Origin of the sequence: Burkholderia sp. BCC1047 (assembly GCF_902833155.1) — a bacterium.
Taxonomy (GTDB): domain Bacteria; phylum Pseudomonadota; class Gammaproteobacteria; order Burkholderiales; family Burkholderiaceae; genus Burkholderia; species Burkholderia sola.
Genome location: NZ_CADFEH010000003.1, coordinates 60,841 through 79,711, shown reverse-complemented (window position 1 = coordinate 79,711; position 18,871 = coordinate 60,841). Strand labels below are relative to the sequence as shown.

General features: G+C 68.9%; 13 protein-coding genes. 2 read left to right on the top strand and 11 right to left on the bottom strand.

The annotated features are described in order from the left end of the window. Nucleotides 1-14: 14 nt before the first annotated feature. From HWX55_RS04320 to HWX55_RS04295, 6 genes are all read right to left on the bottom strand, one after another. The gene (locus HWX55_RS04320) at nt 15-1,055 is read right to left on the bottom strand and encodes an iron ABC transporter permease (RefSeq protein WP_175974249.1); all 1,041 of its coding nucleotides are present in this window, start codon (nt 1,053-1,055) and stop codon (nt 15-17) included. After that, a complete protein-coding gene (locus tag HWX55_RS04315) occupies nt 1,052-2,044 on the bottom strand; it encodes an ABC transporter substrate-binding protein (protein WP_175974247.1) in 993 nt (330 codons plus the stop codon). The genes HWX55_RS04320 and HWX55_RS04315 overlap by 4 nt, the downstream gene beginning before the upstream one ends. After that, nucleotides 2,041-2,817 carry an ABC transporter ATP-binding protein gene (locus HWX55_RS04310; RefSeq protein WP_175974732.1) on the bottom strand — a complete coding sequence of 259 codons (777 nt, stop codon included), beginning with the start codon at nt 2,815-2,817 and terminating at the stop codon, nt 2,041-2,043. The genes HWX55_RS04315 and HWX55_RS04310 overlap by 4 nt, the downstream gene beginning before the upstream one ends. A 20-nt stretch (nt 2,818-2,837) precedes the next feature. Beyond that, nucleotides 2,838-4,928, bottom strand: coding sequence for a TonB-dependent siderophore receptor (locus tag HWX55_RS04305; RefSeq protein WP_175974730.1), 2,091 nt, complete (start codon nt 4,926-4,928; stop codon nt 2,838-2,840). Between the two features lie 280 nt (nt 4,929-5,208). Continuing rightward, entirely contained in the window at nt 5,209-5,649 is a 441-nt protein-coding gene (locus tag HWX55_RS04300; protein WP_175974245.1) for a nuclear transport factor 2 family protein, read from the bottom strand. 50 nt (nt 5,650-5,699) lie between these two features. Then, nucleotides 5,700-7,724: an NADPH-dependent 2,4-dienoyl-CoA reductase gene (locus tag HWX55_RS04295; protein WP_175974243.1), complete on the bottom strand. Its 2,025-nt coding sequence runs from the start codon at nt 7,722-7,724 to the stop codon at nt 5,700-5,702. Nucleotides 7,725-7,877: 153 nt separating this feature from the next. Here HWX55_RS04295 and HWX55_RS04290 point away from each other — a divergent pair, with 153 nt between their 5' ends. Next, a complete protein-coding gene (locus HWX55_RS04290) occupies nt 7,878-8,429 on the top strand; it encodes a PadR family transcriptional regulator (protein WP_175974241.1) in 552 nt (183 codons plus the stop codon). Between the two features lie 159 nt (nt 8,430-8,588). On the opposite strand, the gene HWX55_RS04285 is transcribed toward HWX55_RS04290, so the two are convergent. From HWX55_RS04285 to wecB, 5 genes are all read right to left on the bottom strand, one after another. Next, nucleotides 8,589-9,569: an NADPH:quinone oxidoreductase family protein gene (locus HWX55_RS04285; RefSeq protein WP_175974239.1), complete on the bottom strand. Its 981-nt coding sequence runs from the start codon at nt 9,567-9,569 to the stop codon at nt 8,589-8,591. 142 nt (nt 9,570-9,711) lie between these two features. Then, nucleotides 9,712-11,538 (bottom strand): acyl-CoA dehydrogenase, encoded by a 1,827-nt coding sequence (locus tag HWX55_RS04280; RefSeq protein WP_175974237.1) that lies wholly within the window; start codon nt 11,536-11,538, stop codon nt 9,712-9,714. A 176-nt stretch (nt 11,539-11,714) separates the two neighbouring features. Further along, nucleotides 11,715-14,039 (bottom strand): xanthine dehydrogenase family protein molybdopterin-binding subunit, encoded by a 2,325-nt coding sequence (locus HWX55_RS04275; RefSeq protein ID WP_175974235.1) that lies wholly within the window; start codon nt 14,037-14,039, stop codon nt 11,715-11,717. Then, a complete protein-coding gene (locus tag HWX55_RS04270; RefSeq protein ID WP_050013730.1) occupies nt 14,036-14,497 on the bottom strand; it encodes a (2Fe-2S)-binding protein in 462 nt (153 codons plus the stop codon). Before HWX55_RS04270 ends, HWX55_RS04275 begins: the two co-directional genes overlap by 4 nt. A 451-nt stretch (nt 14,498-14,948) precedes the next feature. Further along, complete coding sequence (gene wecB / locus HWX55_RS04265; protein ID WP_050013729.1) at nt 14,949-16,166, bottom strand: UDP-N-acetylglucosamine 2-epimerase (non-hydrolyzing); 1,218 nt, start codon at nt 16,164-16,166, stop codon at nt 14,949-14,951. Between the two features lie 1,171 nt (nt 16,167-17,337). Between wecB and HWX55_RS04260 the strand changes: the two genes are divergently transcribed. Further along, on the top strand, nt 17,338-18,870 hold the full coding sequence (locus tag HWX55_RS04260; protein WP_175974233.1) for a glycosyltransferase: 1,533 nt from the start codon (nt 17,338-17,340) through the stop codon (nt 18,868-18,870). Nucleotide 18,871: the final 1 nt, after the last annotated feature.

Here is an 18,871-nt window from a genome sequence, read left to right as displayed (position 1 = left end):
CCGGCCGCGCGTCGTCAGCGCCGGCGCAGCAGCGCGACGAAGAACAGGCTGCCGAACAGCGCGGTCACGATGCCGATCGGCAGATCCTCCGGCGCCGCGAGCGTGCGCGCGGCGACATCGGCCCACACGAGCAGGATCGCGCCCGCCAGCGCGGCGACCGGCAGCAGCCGGCCGTGCTCGGCGCCGACGACGCGACGGCACAGATGCGGCGTCACGAGTCCGACGAAGCCGATCGCGCCGCTGACCGCGACCATCGCGCCCGTCGCAAACGACGCGACGACGAACACCTCGCGCCGCATCCGCGCGCTCGGCACGCCGAGCGATGCGGCGGCGACGTCGCCCGACATCAGCGCATTCAGTTCGCGCCGGCGCGCATGGAGCGCGCAGCCGGCAAGCACCGCGCACACGGCCGGCACCGGCAGCAGATCCCAGCGCGCGAGCCCGACGCCGCCGAGCATCCAGAACAGCACCGACGACGCGGCGCGCTGGTCGCCGAGATACAGCAGCAGGTTGCCGAACGCGGCCATCATGAACGACACCGACACGCCCGCGAGCAGCAGCCGGTCCGATTCGAGCCGGCCGCTCCGGTAAGCGAGCGCGACCACGCATGCGGTCGCCGCAAGCGCGCCCGCGAACGCGGCGGCCGACAGCGTGAACGGGCCGAATGCCGCGCCCGCCACCACCGTGACCGCGATCGCGCCGAGCATCGCGCCCGCGCTCACGCCGAGCAGGTGCGGATCGGCCAGGCGGTTCGCGGTTGCCGCCTGCAATGCGACACCGACCGCCGCCAGCGTCGCGCCGACGATCGCGGCCAGCAGCGCACGCGGCATCCGGATCAGCCATACGATGCTGTCGTCGCCGGCGGCCGCCGCGAACGCATCGCCGCCGCCGACCGCCGACGCGACGTGCGCGGCAACGATCCGCACCGCGGCCGGCATCGCGATCGGCGCGGGGCCGAACGCGGCCGATGCGACGATCGACACGATCAGCAGCACGGCCAGCCCCGGCAGCACCACGCGCATGCCGGGCCGCGCCGCCTGCCCGCGCACGCTCATCGTACCGCTGCCGCGAATGCGGCCGGATACAGCGCGCGGGCGAGCGTCTCGACGGCCGCGACGTTCTCGGGCCCGGGCGTCGCCGCATCGTACGGAATCACGACGAAGCGCCGGTCGCGGATCGCGGCCACGCGCGCGAGCGCCGGCTGGCTCGACAGGAACTGCCGCTTCTGCTCGGCCGTGACCGCCGAATAGTCGACGATCACGATCACCTGCGGATCGCGCGCGACCACGCTTTCCCAGCTCACCTGCGTCCAGCTGCGCGGCAGGTCGTCCATCACGTTGCGCGCGCCCGCCGCCGCGAGCAGCGCGGTCGGCATCGCGAGGCCGCCCGCCGTCATCGGCTTGTCGGTGCCGCTGTCGTACACGAACACGCGCAGCGGCGCCGGCCGCCCGATCGCGCGCGACACCGCCGCCAGCCGCGCGCGCATCCCGGCGACGGCCTGCGCGGCGCGCGCATCGACGCCGAAGATCCGGCCGAGATTGGTCAGGTCGCGAAACACGTCGTCGAACGACGCGGCCGACTGCTTCATCACGTGCGAACACGATTCGGTCAGTTCGTAGGTGCGGATGCCGAACGGCGCGAGCGTCGCCGGCGTCACCGGCCCGCCGACGTGCATTCCGTAGTTCCAGCCCGCGAGATAGAAGTCGGCGCGCGCGGCGGCCAGCACTTCCAGCGACGGATACTGGCTCGCCAGTTCGGGCACGCCGCGCAATGCGTCGCGCACGCGCGCGGTGCCCGTCTTCCAGCCACCGATGCCCGTATAGCCGACGAGCCGGTCTTTCAGGCCGAGCGCGAGCATCATCTCGGTGAGGTTTACGTCGTTGCTGACCGCGCGCGTCGGCGCGCGTTCGAACGTCACGTCGCGATCGCAACTGCGCACGGTGACGGGATAGGCGAGCGCGTGAACGGCCGCGCCGCCGAGCACGGCGGCGGCGACCAGGCGGCGAACGATGAAGGACAGAACAGCAAATGGCATGGCGGTCATTCCGGATGAAGCGGCGTGATGCGCGGGCGCCCCGTGACGGGATGGCGGTCGACGAGCGCGGCGACGCCGAACACGTCGCGCAGCAGCGCTTCGGTCAGCACGTCGTCCGGCGCGCCGGACGCGACGACGCGGCCGTGCGCGAGCACATGAAGCCGGTCGCAATATGCGGCCGCGAGATTGAGATCGTGAATCGTCGCGAGCGTCGCGATGCCGAGGCGGCGCACGCGCGCGAGCAGTTCGAGCTGGTGACGCAGGTCGAGATGGTTGGTCGGTTCGTCGAGCAACAACAGTTCGGGCTGCTGCGCGAGCGCACGCGCCAGCAACGCGCGCTGTTTCTCGCCGCCCGACAGCGACGCGAAGCGCTGGGCGCGACGCTCGACGAGGCCGACATCGTGCAGCGCGGCTTCGACGATCCGACGATCGTCGGCCGACTCCGCATCGAACGGCCGCTTGTGCGGCGTGCGGCCCATGCCGACCAGTTCGTCGACGGTCAGCCCGAAATCGTCCGGCGTTTCCTGCTGCAGCACCGCGATGCGCTGCGCGACCGCGCGCGGCCGCATGCGCCACACATCCTGCGCGTCGAGCGCGACGCGGCCGGCGTCGGGCCGCGCGTAGCGGAATACGCAGCGCAGCAGGCTCGTCTTGCCGCTGCCGTTCGGGCCGACCAGCCCGACGAATTCGCCTTCGGCCACCGTCAGCGTCACCGAATCGAGCACGTCGATCGCGCCGCCGGGAGACCAGCTCACGCGTTCGATGTCGAGCATGTGGGTGATGGAGCGCACTTCGTCTCGCCCTAGAAGCGCATCGTCGCGACGAGCTCCGCCGAGCGCGACGGGCCGAGCAGCCATTGTTCGCCGCCGTTCGACGTCGTCACCGCGTACGTGCGGTTCGCGAGATTGCGCAGATACAGCGCGAGCTCGGTGCGCGACGTCGGCTGCCAGCGCAGCGACGCATCGAACACCGTGTACGACGGCACCTGCACGCGATTCGCGTCGTCGCCGTACGTCGCGCCGACGTAGCGCACGCCCGCATTCGCGTGCCAGCGCTCGGCGAACGCCCAGCCGAGCCACAGGTTTGCCGTCTGCTGCGGCACGCCGGTCGGCACGTTGCCGGCCCGCGACACCGTCGCGCCGCCGACCGTCTGGTTGAACGCGTCGTAGCGTGCGCGCAGCAGCGCGACGTTCGCATCGATCGTCCAGCCGTGCGGCAGCCGCGCGCCGCCGGTCAGCTCGACGCCGCGCGACGACTGCCGGCCGACCTGCTGGCGCAGCGCCGGATTGAACGGGTCGGTGCTGAGCAGGTTGCGCTTCGTGATGTCGTACACCGCGAACGTCCAGTACGCGCGACCGTCGAGCAGCGTCTGCTTGAGCCCGGCTTCCCACTGTTCGCCCGTCGCGAGCCGGTAGCCCGCCTGCGACGCGGACAGCGTCACGAGCGAGCCGACGCCCTCCGCGCCCGTCGTGTACTGCGCATACGCGCTGAACGTCGGCGCGATGTCGAACACGAAACCGGTGCGCCAGCCGACGTTCGCGAACCGCTTGTCGAAGCCCGCGCCGGTCGCCGCATGCTCGCGGCTGAACGCGACGTGGTCGTAGCGCAGGCCGCTCACCCACGCGAGCCGCGGCAGCACGTCGAGCCGGTTCTCCGCGAACACCGCCACCTGCCGCGCGCGCGTGCTGAACTGCGGCACGGTCGGGTCGGGGCTCGTGAAGACGCCGGGATCGAAGCCATGCGCCGGTACCGTCGTTTCGCCGCCGTACGGCGAATTGTTGATGCCGCTGAACGTGGTCTGGCTGAATTCCGTGCCGATGACGAAACGGTTCGCGCGACCGAACAGCATCCCGTCGAGGCGCGCGCTCAGCCGATCGCCGATCTGCCGCTGATGGTGGCCGATGTCGAGATAGTCGCCGCGCGTGACACGCCCGGTCGCCGCGTCGAGCGCATACGATTCCGCGTTGCGCCAGTGGCGGTTCGACGTCAGGTAGTAGAGCTGATTGTCGATCGTCACGCCGGGCGCGGGCCGGTAGGTGGCCGACAGGCGCGTCCACTGGTCGTAGTACGAAATCGTCGCGTCGCCGACCGTGTAGTTCAGCTTGCGCAGCGACGAATCGAGCACGCCGTTCGGCGCCGGCACGCCATAGTACGTCGCGGGCATCTGGCGCCCGTAGTCGTAGTCGAGCGTCAGCGTGAGCTGCGGGCTCACGTCGAATGTCAGCGCGCCGCCGATGGCCGTCGTATGCGTATCGGCCCGCTCGGCGAGACCGTTCGCGCGCGCATCGCTCGCGTAGAAGCGATACGACAGCCGCGGGCCGAACGCGCCCGTCGTATCGAACGCGAAGCGCTTCGCGCCGTCGGGGCCGATGCCGGCCTGCAGCGTCGTCCCGCGCGTGCGCTGCGGCCGCTTCGGCACCACGTTTACGACCCCGCCGATCGCCCCTTCGCCGTACAACACCGATGCCGGGCCGCGCAACACCTCGATGCGCTCGACCGACCACGTGTCGAACGGAAACGTGCTCGTGCCGGCCGCCGGCATCAGCCGCACGCCGTCGAGCAGCGTCATCACCGATTCCTGCCCGCTGAAGCCGCGCACGCTCAACGCGGTGCCGCCGGTGCCCGGCGCGATCGCGCTCGCGAAGCCGGCGGTGCGCGTGACCGCATCGAGCACCGTGCGATCGCCGCGTGCGTCTATCGTATCGGCCGTGACGGCTTCGACGCTCGCGGGCGTGTCGAGGCTCGCGAGCCCGAGCCGCGAGCCGGTTTCGAGCGGTTGCGTCAGCGGGTCGGTCGGTGCGGACGAAGCCGTGACGTTGATCGCCGGCAGCGCGTGCCGGTCGTCCGGTGACGATGCAACGGCTTCGGCGGCCAGCGCGCCGGTGGTCGCGATCGCGCAGCCGACCAGGGTCGTGCAACTGCGTGCCGCGCGCGTGCGCCAAGCGCTCGCGTGCCGGCGCGGCGCGGCATGGCGCCGCTCCCCGCGCGCCGGGGTGGGTCCGATTCTCGTCACGTCGTATCGATCTTCGTTGAATGTCGTCGCACGCGACCGGCCCGGGCAGCCGGCCGACCGGCGACGAAAACGTCAGATGATACAATATATCAACTTGGTCCGTCAGGATTTTGACAGCTTGCGGGGCCGCAAGCCGGTTGCACGCTAGCGCCCACCCCGCTCAACCGCCGGTCTTGAACGCCGGCAACTGCTGCCCGAGCCGCGCGCCCATTTCCGCGCCGAGCGCCTGCAGCGCATTGAACGGCCGGATCATCACCTCGAACTCGACGATTCGCCCGTCGTCGTCGAAACGGATCATGTCGATCCCCTTCAGCGCCTTGTCGCCGATGGTCGCGCCGAACTCCAGCACGACGCTCTTGCCGTCGTCGTCCGCGAACTGGCGGTGATACGTGAAATTCTCGAGGATCGTGATCACCGTGCGCAGCGCCATCAGCAGCGCGGGCGCCGGCCCGTACGGCTTGAACGCCATCGGCGAGCGGAACACGGCGTCCGGATGGACGATCGATTCCAGCGCGCCGAAATCCTTGCGTTCGACCATCGCATGCCATGCGTCGAGCGATTTCGCGACGGCGGGATGAAGATGCAGCGGGGAATGTGTCATCGAAGTCTCCAGCATCGGGGTGGGACGGAACAGAAACGAATCGGTATCAATCAAAGGGTCGCGGCCAGCGTCGTGCCCTGGTGAATCGCGCGCTTCGCATCGAGTTCGGCGGCCTCGTCCGCGCCGCCGATCAGGTGCACGCGGCATCCGGCGGCCTGCAGTTGTTCCGCCAGCTCGCGCGACGGCTCCTGCCCCGCGCAGATCACCACGTTGTCCACCGGCAACGTCCGGTCGACGCCGTCGATCGTCACGTGGAAGCCGTCGTCGTCGATGCGCCGGTACGTGACCGACGACGACATCCCGACGCCGCGCGCCTTCAGCGCGGTACGGTGTATCCATCCGGTGGTCTTGCCGAGCCCGTCGCCCACCTTCGACGCCTTGCGCTGCAGCAGATGCACGTGCCGCGCCGCCGGTTCGGGCCGCGCTTCGCCCAGGCCGCCGGCATTCGCATAAGACCGGTCGACGCCCCATTCGCTGAAGAACCGGTCCGCATCGACACGCTTGGCGCCGTCGCGATGAACGAGATACTCGGCGACGTCGAAGCCGATGCCGCCCGCGCCGACGATCGCGACGTTGCGACCGACGGCCTTGTCGTCGCGCAGCACGTCGAGATAGCCGAGCGCCTTCGGATGCCCGATGCCGTCGATCGGCGGCGTGCGCGGCACGATGCCCGTCGCGATCACCACTTCATCGAATGCTTCCTGCAACAGCATCTCGGCGGTCGCACGCGTATTGACGTGCAACACGATGCCGCGCAGTTCGATCTGCCGGCGGAAATAGCGCAGCGTCTCGTTGAACTCTTCCTTGCCGGGCACCTTCTTCGCGATATTGAACTGGCCGCCGATCTCGGCGCCGGCTTCGTATAGCGTGACCGCATGGCCGCGCTCGGCCGCCGTGACCGCGAAGCCGAGGCCCGCCGGCCCGGCACCGACCACCGCGATCCGCTTGCGGCGCGGCGCCGGCTGGATCACGAGCTCGGTTTCATGACACGCACGCGGATTCACGAGGCACGACGTGATCCGGCCGCTGAACGTATGGTCGAGGCATGCCTGGTTGCAGCCGATACACGTGTTGATTTCGTCCGCGCGCCCTTCCCGCGCCTTGCGGACGAACTCGGCATCGGCGAGGAACGGCCGCGCCATCGACACCATGTCGCAATAGCCGTCGGCGAGCAGTTGTTCGGCGACTTCCGGCGTATTGATCCGGTTGGTCGCGACGAGCGGGATGCCGACCTTGCCCATCAGTTCCCGCGTCACCCACGCGTATGCTGCACGCGGCACCTTGGTCGCGATGGTCGGAATGCGCGCTTCGTGCCAGCCGATGCCGGTATTGAGGATCGTCGCGCCGGCCGCCTCGATCGCCTGCGCGAGCCGGATCACCTCGTCGAGCGTCGAGCCGCCTTCGACGAGATCGAGCATCGACAGCCGGTAGATGACGATGAAGTTCGCGCCGACACGCTCGCGCACGCGCCGCACGATCTCGACCGCGAAGCGAATGCGGTTGTCGTACGCGCCGCCCCACGCATCGTCGCGATGGTTCGTGCGCGCGGCGATGAATTCGTTGATCAGGTAGCCCTCGGACCCCATGATCTCGACGCCGTCGTAGCCCGCATGCTGCGCGAGCGCCGCGCATCGCACGAAATCGGCGATCGTCTCGTCGACCTCGTCACTCGTCAACGCATGCGGCGTGAACCGGTTGATCGGCGCCTGCAGCGCGCTGGGCGCCGCGAGCGCCGGGTGATACGCATAGCGCCCGAAATGCAGGATCTGCAACGCGATCCTGCCGCCCTCCGCGTGCACCGCACGCGTCACGACGCGGTGACGTTCGGCTTCCGCTTCGGTCGTCAGCATCGCGCCGCCCAGCGCCGGACGGCCGCGCTCGTTCGGCGCGAATCCGCCCGTGACGATCAGGCCGGCCTCCCCCCGCGCGCGCTCCGCATAGAACGCGGCCATCCGCTCGAAGCCGTTCGGCGCTTCCTCGAGCCCGACGTGCATCGAGCCCATCAACACGCGGTTCCTGAGCGACGTGAAGCCGAGTTCGAGCGGGGTCGTCAAATGCGGATAACGGGAGGTCATCGGGGCGTCTCCATCTTTTATGCAACAAGTTGCACGGATGGTAGCGCGTCGACTTCGTTTGTGCAACATGTTGCATAAACATACCCGCGCCGTTTGTGCTGCGGCCCCGATATGGCAAGATTCGGTTCATTGCGCAGCCTTCCTCGATCCGACATGTCCCTGCCTCACGCGCTTCTCACCGCCCTCGCCGAACGCCCTGGTTCGGGGTCCGAGCTTGCCGACCGTTTCGATCGCTCGATCGGCTATTTCTGGCAAGCGACGCATCAGCAGATCTATCGCGAACTCGGGCGTCTCGAGGAAATGGGCTGGGTCGAATCGCTGCCCGCCGAGTCCGGCCGCGGCCGCAAGCGCGCGTACCGGATCCTGCCGGCCGGCAAGAAGGAATTGCGCCGCTGGATCGCCGAACCGGAAGATCCGACGCCGCTGCGCGAGGCGTTGATGGTGCGCCTGCGCGCGGAAGCCGTGCTGGGGCCGGCCGGCCTCGAGGACGAGATCCGGCGGCGCATCGCGCTGCATCAGAAAAAACTGGACTTGTATTTGCAGATCGAGGCGCGTGATTTTTTGGCGGACGGCGATTCGGTGGCTGGCGATTCACGCACGAAGCGCCTGCAGCATCTGGTGCTGCAGGCCGGGATCGCGAACGAACGGTTCTGGGTCGAGTTTTCGCAGCACGCGCTCGACACGCTGCGTTTGCCGAAGGATTGAAGCCGCTGGCGAAGGCCGGCCGGCGGTCGTTTCACCGCCGCTCGGCCTCGTGCGCCCGACTACGTAATCGCGACGCCTTTACAGCAGGTCCCACCGCGCCCGCTTTCGCAAAGCACCGGCCGCGCAGCCTGCGTTGAATCGCCGCGCGGCGAACCCGGATCACGCATCCGGAAAAATCACCACCTTGCCCTTCACCTGCCGGTTCGCCATTCGCGCGATCGCGTCGGCCGCGCCGTCCAGCGACACGCGTTCGGTGATCGTCGGCCGCACCTTACCGGCCGCGAACCATTCGGCGAGCAGCCGCATGTTCGCCGCATGCTGCGCCGGATCGCGACGCACCGCATCGCCCCAGAACACGCCCAGAATGTCGCGCTCCTTCAGCAGCGCTAGGTTCAGCGCGAGCTTCGGGATCTCGCCGGCCGCGAAGCCGACCACGAGGAACCGGCCGCGCCATGCGGTCGCACGCAACGCCGCCTCGCTGTATGCGCCGCCCACCGGATCGTAGACGACGTCGGCGCCGCGCCCGCCGGTCAGTTCGTCGACGCGGCGGCGCAGGTCTTCGGTCGCATAGTCGATCGTCTCGTCGGCGCCCGCTTCGCGGCACAGCGCGAGCTTGTCCGCGCTCGACGCCGCCGCGATCACGCGCGCACCGAGCGCTTTCGCGATCTCGATCGCGGCGATGCCGACGCCGCCGGCCGCCCCGAGCACGAGCAGCGTCTCGCCCGCCTGCAGGCGCGCACGCTGCTGCAACGCATGCAGCGACGTGCCGTACGCAAGCACGAGCGCGGCGCCCTGCTCGAACGTCATGCCCGGCGGCAGCGCGGCGAGCTGGTGCGCGTCGGCCACGCACTGCTGCGCGAACCCGCCGTGGCCGGTAAACGCCATCACCGAATCGCCGGGCCGCCACGCGGTGACGCCGTCGCCGACCGCGTCGATCACGCCGGCAAACTCGGCGCCCGGCGAAAACGGCAGCGCCGGTTTCACCTGATACAGCCCCTGGACGATCAGCGCGTCGGGGAAGTTGAGCGACGCCGCCTTCACCTGGATCCGGACCTGCCCGGCAGCCGGTTCGGGAATCGCGACGTCCTCGATGCGCAAGCGGTCGATCGGGCCGAATGCGGTACACAACAGGGCTTTCATTCGCTTCTGTCTCCTTGCGCGGCGTGGCCGGGCATCGGTACGGTGTGCGGGACATCCCCGCGTGGCCGGTTCACGACGCATATGCGATGCCCTACGGCATCGGCAACATCGTCAGCATTCCGGAATGTCGTTGAAGCCACGGTCAGAACCACGCGTCGCGCATGTCGAGCGTCGTCGTGTCGACGCTCGACAGCAGGTCGAGCTGCGCATCCACCTTCGGCAGTTCCCAACGGAAAAAGTAGCGGGCCGCCGCGCGCTTGCCGTCGTGGAAATCGCCGTCGCGCCCGTGCGCGGCGAGCGTCACGTCGAGCCACAGCCAGGCGACGACGAGATGGCCGAACGCTTCGAGATACACGCTCGCGTTCGCGAGCCGCGTCTGCGGATCGCCGATCGCGCTCAACTGGCGCGTGACGTCGCCCAGCCGCGCCCAGCGCCGCGCCAACGCATCGGCGTGCTCGCGCGTGCCGGCATCCAGCGCTCGCGCGCGCTCGACGGTCGCGCCGACGCGCGCATCGAGCGCGCGCAGCGACGCACCGTCGTCCTGCACGACCTTGCGGCCGAGCAGGTCGAGCGCCTGGATGCCGTGCGTGCCTTCGTGAATCGGGTTCAGGCGATTGTCGCGATAAAGCCGCTCGACCGCGTAGTCGCGCGTATAGCCGTAACCGCCGTGCACCTGGATCGCGAGATCGTTCGCGGCAAGACACCACTGCGACGGCCAGCTTTTCGCGATCGGCGTCAGGATGTCGAGCAGCCGCGCAGCATCGGCGCGCACCGCCGCATCGTCGTGCGCATGCGCTTCGTCAACGCGTTTCGCGCAATACAGGATCAGCGCGAGGCCGCCTTCGACATACGCCTTCTGCGCAAGCAGCATGCGCCGCACGTCCGGATGGTCGACGATCGGCGCCTGCGGCGCGGCCGCGTCCTTGCCGGCCGGCCCGAGCGGACGCCCTTGCGGACGGTTGCGCGCGTAGTCCAGCGCATGCAGATAGCCGGTGTAGCCGAGCGCCACCGCGCCCGCGCCGACGCCGATGCGCGCTTCGTTCATCATGTGGAACATGTACGCCAGCCCGTGATTCGGCTGGCCGACCAGATAACCGATCGCGCCCGCGCGCCCTTCCGGCCGATACCGCGTCCCTTCGCCGAAATTCAGCAGGCAATTGGTCGTGCCGCGATAACCCATCTTGTGGTTCAGCCCGGCGAGCACGACGTCGTTGTGCTCGCCGTTCGCGCCGTCGGCGCCGGTCAGGAACTTCGGCACGATGAACAGCGAGATGCCGTGCGTGCCGGGCTGCAGCCGGCCGTGTTCGTCGGGGATCTTCGCGAGCACGAGATGGACGATATTCTCCGCCAGCTCGTGCTCGCCGCCGGAAATCCACATCTTGTTGCCGGTCAGCCGGTAGCGCGGGCCGAGCGGCGAATCGCATTCGAAATCGGCGCGCGTCGCGATGTCGGACAGCGACGAGCCGGCCTGCGGTTCGGACAGACACATCGTGCCGAGGAAGCGCCCCTCCAGCTCCGGGCGCGCAAACGCGTCGATCTGCGCGGCGCTGCCGTGCGCGACGAGCAGGTTCGCATTGGCGACGGTCAGGAACGGATACGCGGCCGTCGCGATGTTCGCGGCCTGGAAGAACAGGAACGACGCGGCTTCGACCAGTTTCGGCAAGCGCATGCCGCCGAGCGCTTCGTCGTGGCCCGCGGCGATCAGCCCGGCGTCCGCGAACGCGCGCACGGCCGGCTCGACCTCCGGGATCAGCGTCACGCGTTCGCCGTCGAACCGCGGCTCCTCGCGATCGCCGCGCGCCGCGTGCGGCGCGAACAGGTCTTCGGCAATGCGCTCGCTGGTGTCGAGCACCGCGTCGAAGGTTTCGCGACTGTGCTCCGCATAGCGCGGGAGCGCGACGAGCGCTTCGGCGTCGAGCCAGTCATACAGCAGGAACGCGAGATCGCGTCGCGACATCAACAGGCTCATCGTGCTGCCTCCCGGGGTGCCGGCCGTGTCGGCCGAATGAAGGGTTGCGTGGCGCCAAGTGCTGGCAGGAATTTAGCACGGTCGTTCGCAAACGACAACGACGCGGCTGCTCCGTCCGCGTATCCGGGAAGTGGACCGGGCCGCACGAGGCGGCCCGGCGCGGGACAGCTATCGCGTCAACCCGCCTGCGGCTTCGCGAGTTGATCGGCAACCGGCAGGCTGCGAATGCGCGTGCCGGTCGCCGCGAAGATCGCGTTGGTCAGCGCCGGCGCGACGGGCGGCAGGCCCGGTTCGCCGACGCCGCCGAGCGGCGTCGCGTAGTCGTCCGGCGCGACGAGATGCACGCGGATGTCGCGCGGCGCCTCGTTCATCCGCAGCACCTGGAAGCCGTTGAAGTTGCTCTGCTCAGGACGGCCGTCCTTGAACGTGATCTCGCCATGCAGCGCGATGCCGAGCCCCATCACCACCGCGCCCTCCAGTTGCGAGCGCACCCGTTCCGGATTGACCTGCGGCCCGCAATCGATCGCGATGTCGACGCGCGGCACCGAGATCCTGCCGTCCGCATCGACCTGCACCTCGCACACCGCTGCCGTGTACGACACGAAGCTCCGATGCGCGGCGATCCCGAGCCCGTGCCCCTTCGGCAGCTTGCGTCCCCAGCCGGCTTCGCGCGCGACCGTCTCGACCACGCGCCGCAGCCGGCCCGTATCGACCGGATACAGCGCGGGATCCTCGCCGTAGTTCGTGTTTTTCACCGTGATGTGCGGCTCGAAACGCTGCGCGGGCCCGATCAGGTCGAGCAGGAAATCCTTCGGATCGCGGCCGGCCGCATGCGCGAGTTCCGACACGAAGCTCTGAATGCCGAACGCATGCGGAATGTTGTACACCGAGCGGAACCAGCCGATCCGCGTATGCGCTTGCGCGGCCGGATTCTCGATCCGCACGTTCGGGATCGCGAACGGCAGATCCGCGATGCCTTGCGCGAGCTCGCCCGGCTGCTCGTGCACGACGCCGGCGCGGAACGTCGACTGGATCGACGGCGCGACCGTGCGATGCTGCCACGCGACCACCTTCCCCGCCGCATCGATCCCGCCGTCGAACGCTTCGAGCGACACCGCGTGGAAGTGGTCGTGCGCGATGTCGTCCTCGCGCGTGAACGTCAGCTTCACGGGCGCGCCGACCGCCTTCGACAGCAGCGCGGCTTCCACCACGTAATCGGGCTTCGACTTGCGGCCGAAGCCGCCGCCGAGCAACGTCACGTTGACCGTCACGCGCTCGGCCGGCACGCCGAGCGCCTTCGCGATCTCGTCGCGCGTGGTCTGCGGCGCCTGCGTGCAGGTCCACACTTCGCAGCGGCCGTCGGCCACCCGCGCGACGGCCGCGGGCGGCTCCATCGTCGCGTGCGCGAGATGCGGAACGTAGTACGTCGCGCGCACGCGTTTCGCGGCGCCGGCGAGTGCGGCCGCCGCATCGCCGTCGTTGCGGATCACGTCGCCCGGCTGCGCGGCGGCCGCTTCGAGCGTCTTGCGATACGCGGCCGAGTCGTAGCCCGCATGCGGGCCGCGCTTCCAGTCGATCTTCAACTGCGCGCGTGCCTGGATCGCCGTCCACGTATCGCGCGCGATGATGGCCACGCCGCCGAGCGGCTGGAAGCCGGACGGCAGCGGCGTCGACGCCAGTTGGACGACCTTGACGACACCCGGCAGCTTCTCGGCGGCCGATGCATCGAACGACGCGACCGTGTCGCCGTAGGCCGGCGGTCGCGCAACGACCGCATACAGCATGCCGTCGAGGCGCGTATCGATCCCGTACCGCGCGCGGCCGCCGACGATGTCGCGTCCGTCGATCAGCGCCGTCTTGCCCTTGCCGATATAGCGAAATTCGGCCGGCGCCTTCAACGCCACGCTTTTCGTATCCGGCACCGGCAGCGCGGCTGCCTTCTCGGCCAGTTCGCCGAAGCCGAGCTTGCGTCCGGTTTTCGTGTCGACGACCTCGTGCACCGTCACCTTCACCTGGCGCACGTCGACGCCCCACACGGCGGCGGCCGCCTGCGCGAGCATCGTGCGCGCGGCCGCCCCCGCGCGGCGCAGCGCGGCGAAGCTCTGGCGCAGGCTGCGCGAACCGTCGGTGTTCTGGTTGCCGTAGCGCGGCTCGTCGCCGACCGCTTGCGCGACCTTCACGCGCGCCCAGTCCGCGCCCAGTTCGTCGGCGACCACGAGCGCGACGCTCGTGCGTACGCCCTGGCCCATCTCGGAGCGGATGCAGGTCACCGTGACGGTGCCGTCCGGTGCGATCGCAACGAACAGGTTCGGATCGTCGCGCAAGCCGTGCGGCATCCCCGCGCCGCCGTACTGCGGATTCGCGCTGACGGGCGGCTGCGCCGGCGCGGCCGCCTGCGCGAGCGACGGCACGCCGAACGCGAGCAGCAGCCCGCCCGACGCGAAGCCGAGCAGCAGCGCGCGACGGCTTTCGTTGTGGACGGAGAGTTCGGGCGCGCTCATGCGTCACCTCCGCGGCGCACGGCCAGCCGGATCGCCGCGCGAATGCGCGTATAGGTGCCGCAGCGGCAGATGTTGCCGGACATCGCATCGTCGATGTCGGCATCGGTCGGATGGGGATTCGTCTTCAGCAGCGACGCGGCCTGCATGATCTGCCCGGACTGGCAGTAGCCGCATTGCGCGACGTTCAGTTCCTGCCACGCCTGCTGCAGCGGGTGCGTGAGATCCGTCGACAGCCCCTCGATCGTCGTCACGCGCCTGGACGCCGCCGCCGCGACCGGCGTGATGCACGCGCGGATCGCGACGCCGTCGAGATGCACGGTGCACGCACCGCACAGCGCCATCCCGCAGCCGAACTTGGTGCCGGTGTGGCCGAGCACATCGCGCAGATACCAGAGCAACGGCATGTCGGGATTGCCGTCGAAGTGCTGCTCGCTACCGTTGACGGTCAGCGTGATCATCGTTCACCTCCTGGTTGCGATGCCCGCCGGGCAGGCATCGAGTGGGGATTCGAACGGCGCGGCGCACATTCCGAACGATCAGGCAGGCGTGGCGCCGTTTCGTCGACCGTGTCGCGTGCACGCACGGTCGGGCGAATGCTGCGAACGATGCCGTCGGCCGGTTGCCTGCGCAACCTTTCGCCTCTGCCCGGCCGGCGCTCGTCCGCATGGATCGCCGCCCGCATTATCGAACCATTTCGGATTTGACGTCGGGTCGCGGCGATTCGGGAGTTTTAGGCAAGCGGGGAGAACGCACGGCCGGGGATGGCCGTGTCATTGGCGGGGCTTTAGCGTGCATCGCGAGCGCGCGTTCCGGGTCGCACATAGGCAAACATCCGGCCGACCTCGCGGCCGGACCGGATGCTTGATGGTTGCGCCGAACGCGACGCAACGCACTACCGCACGGTCTTCCTCACGGCGAGCGCAGCGCCTGCAACCCGAGCGTGAGCGCATTGAACGGCATCTCCGCGGCGCCCATCGAGAAGCTGGTCGTCTTCGTGGGCACGCCGGGCGTACGCATCAGCGCGTGGACGATCCGCTCGCTCGCATGGCCGTCGCCGTAAGGATTGCTCGCGCGCGACATTTCCTCGTACGCGCTCTCGCTGTCGAACAGCCGCGACGCCTCCCACACGATCCGGTCCTGATCGGTGCCGACGAGCCGCGCGGTGCCGGCCTGAATCGCCTCGGGCCGCTCGGTCGTCTCGCGCGTGACGAGCACCGGCTTGCCGAGCGCGGGCCCTTCTTCCTGAATGCCGCCCGAATCCGTGATGATGAAATGCGCGCGCGACATCAGGAATACGAACGAAAGGTATTCCTGCGGCTCGATCAGGTAGATGTTGGGCACGCCGCCGAGCCGCGCGCGCGCCGGCTCCTGCACGTTCGGGTTCAGGTGCAGCGGATAGACGAACTGCGCATCGCGATAGCGGTTCGCCAGCGTGCACAGCGCGTCGCAGAAATGCCGGAACGGTTCGCCGAAACTTTCGCGGCGATGGCCGGTGATCAGCACGACGCGCCGCGACGGTTCGAGAAACGGGAAGTACGCGGCGATCTTGTCCGACAGCGCGGCGGTGCGATCCAGCATGCGCTTGACCTCGTGCAACGCATCGATCACGGTATTGCCGGTCAGCGAGACGCCCCCGCCCGGCACGCCCTCGCTCAGCAGGTTGTCGCGGGCCTGCCCGGTCGGCGCGAAATGCCATGACGATACCGCATCGGTCACGCGGCGATTCAGCTCTTCCGGCCACGGCGACCAGATGTCGCCGCTGCGCAGGCCGGCCTCCACGTGACCGACCGGCAGATAGCGATAGAATGCCGCCAGGCTCACCGCGAGCGTGGTCGTCGTATCGCCGTGGACCAGCACGACGTCCGGCCGAAAATCGTCGAAGACGACGCCGATCGCATGAAGAATGCCGGTCGTCACGTCGGTCAGCGTCTGGCCTTGCCGCATCAGGTTGAGATCGTAGTCGGGCTTGATGTCGAACAGCGTCAGCACCTGATCGAGCATTTGCCGATGCTGCGCGGTCACGCACACGCGGGCGTCGACATCCGTCTGCGCCTTCAGCGCACGCACCAGCGGCGCCATCTTGATGGCCTCCGGCCGAGTCCCGAACACAAGCAAGATCTTCTTCATCGTTATCCTCGTTTAGCCGCTTCGCGCCCGGCGATCCTGCACGCGGCGCGAAGCATGTATTCGGGCGGCGCATCCCGTACGCGCACGCGATCGACATGCGGCGGTGTGGCGGGGCGAGCGCGCTGCCGCGTCCGCGCGGTCCAGGCCGCGCGAATCGTCGTACTACCGGCGTCCCGTTGCACTCAATCAATCACGTCATGAGTCGTTCCTCGCTGTGTCGAGCGTCACGTCCTCCACACCAGCAATATTCAAACCAGCCGGCTCGCGTCGCGGCCCGCTTCGCTCCGCGGCCATTGCCCGCGAACGGTGCGTCATGGAATGTTTCACAACTGCTACGGACACCCGCATCGCCGGATCGACGCGACAACGATAAACAGCCGGACGCTCGCGCGATCCGTCTGACGACGTCGTCCGACGAATCGCGCATGCATGTCGAGCACGCGTGACGAAGCGAATCGCACGGACCTTTCGACGCGCGTTGCGTCGCCTCGATTCGCCCCTTTCGTCTGTGCAGTGCGCAGCGCGCACGCGAGCGTCGACCCCCATCGCGCGCGCAGGATTTCGCCACATCCGACGGCGCGTTGCATCACACGAATCGGGGCTCGGGAAATGTTGCGAACGTGTAACGCGGATTCGAAACCGGCGAATACATCGGAGTCCGGTCGATTCATCTCATATGAAAGCAGCGATCGCGGGCCGACGCGTGTACGCCGAGAGCGACACGCGACGGCCAGCCATGCCAAGCCGCACCCGGCCACGCGGCATCGGCAGCTGAAACGGTCCGGGCGCCGCGCGACGCGCTCGAGCCGCGCGGCCGACCGTGCGGGGTCGGATGCGACGCGCGCATGCTGATTCGTCAGTGAATCAAAACACGCCGGCTGCACGCATGCCGCATCCGCTTCCCGCGCGGGCCTCCTTGCTGCGCGGGGCATCGCGGCAGATGGCTCACCCCTTGCTTGATGTCGGACACGTGCGTCCCGAAGCACTCGCATCGCAGCAGACAGATGGGGACGCCAAAGCAACGAAGCCGGGAGACGATGCGACGCATCCGTCCGGGGCAGCCGACAACCGCCCCGCGACGAACGCGCCACCGTTTCCCATTGACGTCCGCGCGATCCACGGAGCGCCTTCAGCGCGCATCGGTCGTCGTTGCGGGCACGGGGATGGGGACATGAAGAAAACGCGGGCGGCGTCATTCTGCGAGCAAGGCATCCTGCTGCTGATCGTGCTTGCGTGCTCGCTGATCGTGCGCGACACCGCCTCGCAGGCGATCGCCGAACCGGCCCGGTTCGGCGTGCCCGCCGCAACGGCCTCAACCACCGGGATCGCGATGGAGCGCACCGCGCTCGTCGCGCCGGCCTCGCCCGATCCGGACGCGTCGCTCGAGCCGCCGCCCGCCGCCACGCCGGGCGTCGCATTCGACCCCGAGCTGCTGCTGATACCGTGCGTCACGTACCTGTGGCTGTTCACGCTGTTGACGTGCGCGTATGCCGCCCGGCATTACGTATTCAGCCTCGACCGCCTGTTCAAGCCGCAGCACGCGCCCTACCGGACGATGACCCACGGCGACTGGCCGCGGCTCACCGTCTTCGTCGCCGCCCACAACGAGGAAACCGTCATCGTCGATTGCCTGATGGCGCTGCTGGCGACGACCTACCCGCGCGACCGGCTGACGATCATTCCGGTCAACGACCGCTCGACCGACAACACGCGCGCATTGATCGACGAAGTCCGCGCACTCGCGCCCGAGCTGATTCAGCCGTTTCACCGCGAGACCGGCAAGCCGGGCAAGGCAGCCGCGCTGAAGGATGCGCTGCGCCTCATCCGCGGCGACATCATGGTGGTATTCGATGCCGACTACCTGCCGCGCCCGGGGCTGCTGAAGGAACTGGTCGCGCCATTCTTCGACCCGGAAGTCGGCGCGGTGATGGGCCGTGTCGTGCCGCAGAACGCCGACAGCAACCTGCTCGCACGGCTACTCGATCTCGAGCGCGCGGGCGGCTATCAGGTCAACCAGCAAGCCCGCAACAATCTGAACCTGGTGCCGCAATACGGCGGCACGGTCGGCGGCATCCGCAAGGGCGCGCTCGACGCCGTGGGCGGCTGGTGCGACGACACGCTCGCCGAAGATACCGACATGACCTACCGCCTGCTGCTGAGCGACTGGCGCACGGTCTATCTGAACCACGCCGAATGTTACGAGGAAGTGCCGGAGCGCTGGGCCGTCCGCGCGCGGCAACTGACGCGCTGGGCGAAGGGCCACAACCAGACGATGCTGCGCTATCTGGTTCCGGTGCTGCGCAACCCGCTGATCTCGCGCCGCTGCCGGCTCGACGGTGCGCTGCTGCTCGGCGTGTTCACGATGCCCGCGCTGCTCGCGATCGCGTGGAGCGCCGCGCTCGCGCTCTACCTGTTCAACGGCGTCAACTCGACCGCGCTCGGCCTGCTGCTGTCGCTGTTCGCGCTGTTCTCGTTCAGCACCTTCGGCAACTTCGGCGTGTTCTTCGAGATCGTCGTCGCCGCGCGGCTCGACGGCCGCGCGACGCGGCTGCGGCTCGTGCCGGTCAACGTCGTCGGCTTTTGCGTGACGATCGCGGCGGTCGTCTCCGCGCTGTGGGGACTCGCGCTCGACGCGGCGTTCCGCCGCGAACTGAAGTGGGACAAGACCGAGCGTTTTCGCCGGCAATTGAAACCGGAGCGATGAG

Bases quoted from the DNA above. Each gene is read 5' to 3' on its own strand.
- HWX55_RS04285 (WP_175974239.1), bottom strand. From the start codon at position 9,569: ATGAAAGCCCTGTTGTGTACCGCATTCGGCCCGATCGACCGCTTGCGC.
- HWX55_RS04280 (WP_175974237.1), bottom strand. From the start codon at position 11,538: ATGAGCCTGTTGATGTCGCGACGCGATCTCGCGTTCCTGCTGTATGAC.
- wecB (WP_050013729.1), bottom strand. From the start codon at position 16,166: ATGAAGAAGATCTTGCTTGTGTTCGGGACTCGGCCGGAGGCCATCAAG.
- HWX55_RS04290 (WP_175974241.1), top strand. From the start codon at position 7,878: ATGTCCCTGCCTCACGCGCTTCTCACCGCCCTCGCCGAACGCCCTGGT.
- HWX55_RS04295 (WP_175974243.1), bottom strand. From the start codon at position 7,724: ATGACCTCCCGTTATCCGCATTTGACGACCCCGCTCGAACTCGGCTTC.
- HWX55_RS04275 (WP_175974235.1), bottom strand. From the start codon at position 14,039: ATGAGCGCGCCCGAACTCTCCGTCCACAACGAAAGCCGTCGCGCGCTG.
- HWX55_RS04270 (WP_050013730.1), bottom strand. From the start codon at position 14,497: ATGATCACGCTGACCGTCAACGGTAGCGAGCAGCACTTCGACGGCAAT.
- HWX55_RS04320 (WP_175974249.1), bottom strand. From the start codon at position 1,055: ATGAGCGTGCGCGGGCAGGCGGCGCGGCCCGGCATGCGCGTGGTGCTG.
- HWX55_RS04260 (WP_175974233.1), top strand. From the start codon at position 17,338: ATGAAGAAAACGCGGGCGGCGTCATTCTGCGAGCAAGGCATCCTGCTG.
- HWX55_RS04315 (WP_175974247.1), bottom strand. From the start codon at position 2,044: ATGACCGCCATGCCATTTGCTGTTCTGTCCTTCATCGTTCGCCGCCTG.
- HWX55_RS04300 (WP_175974245.1), bottom strand. From the start codon at position 5,649: ATGACACATTCCCCGCTGCATCTTCATCCCGCCGTCGCGAAATCGCTC.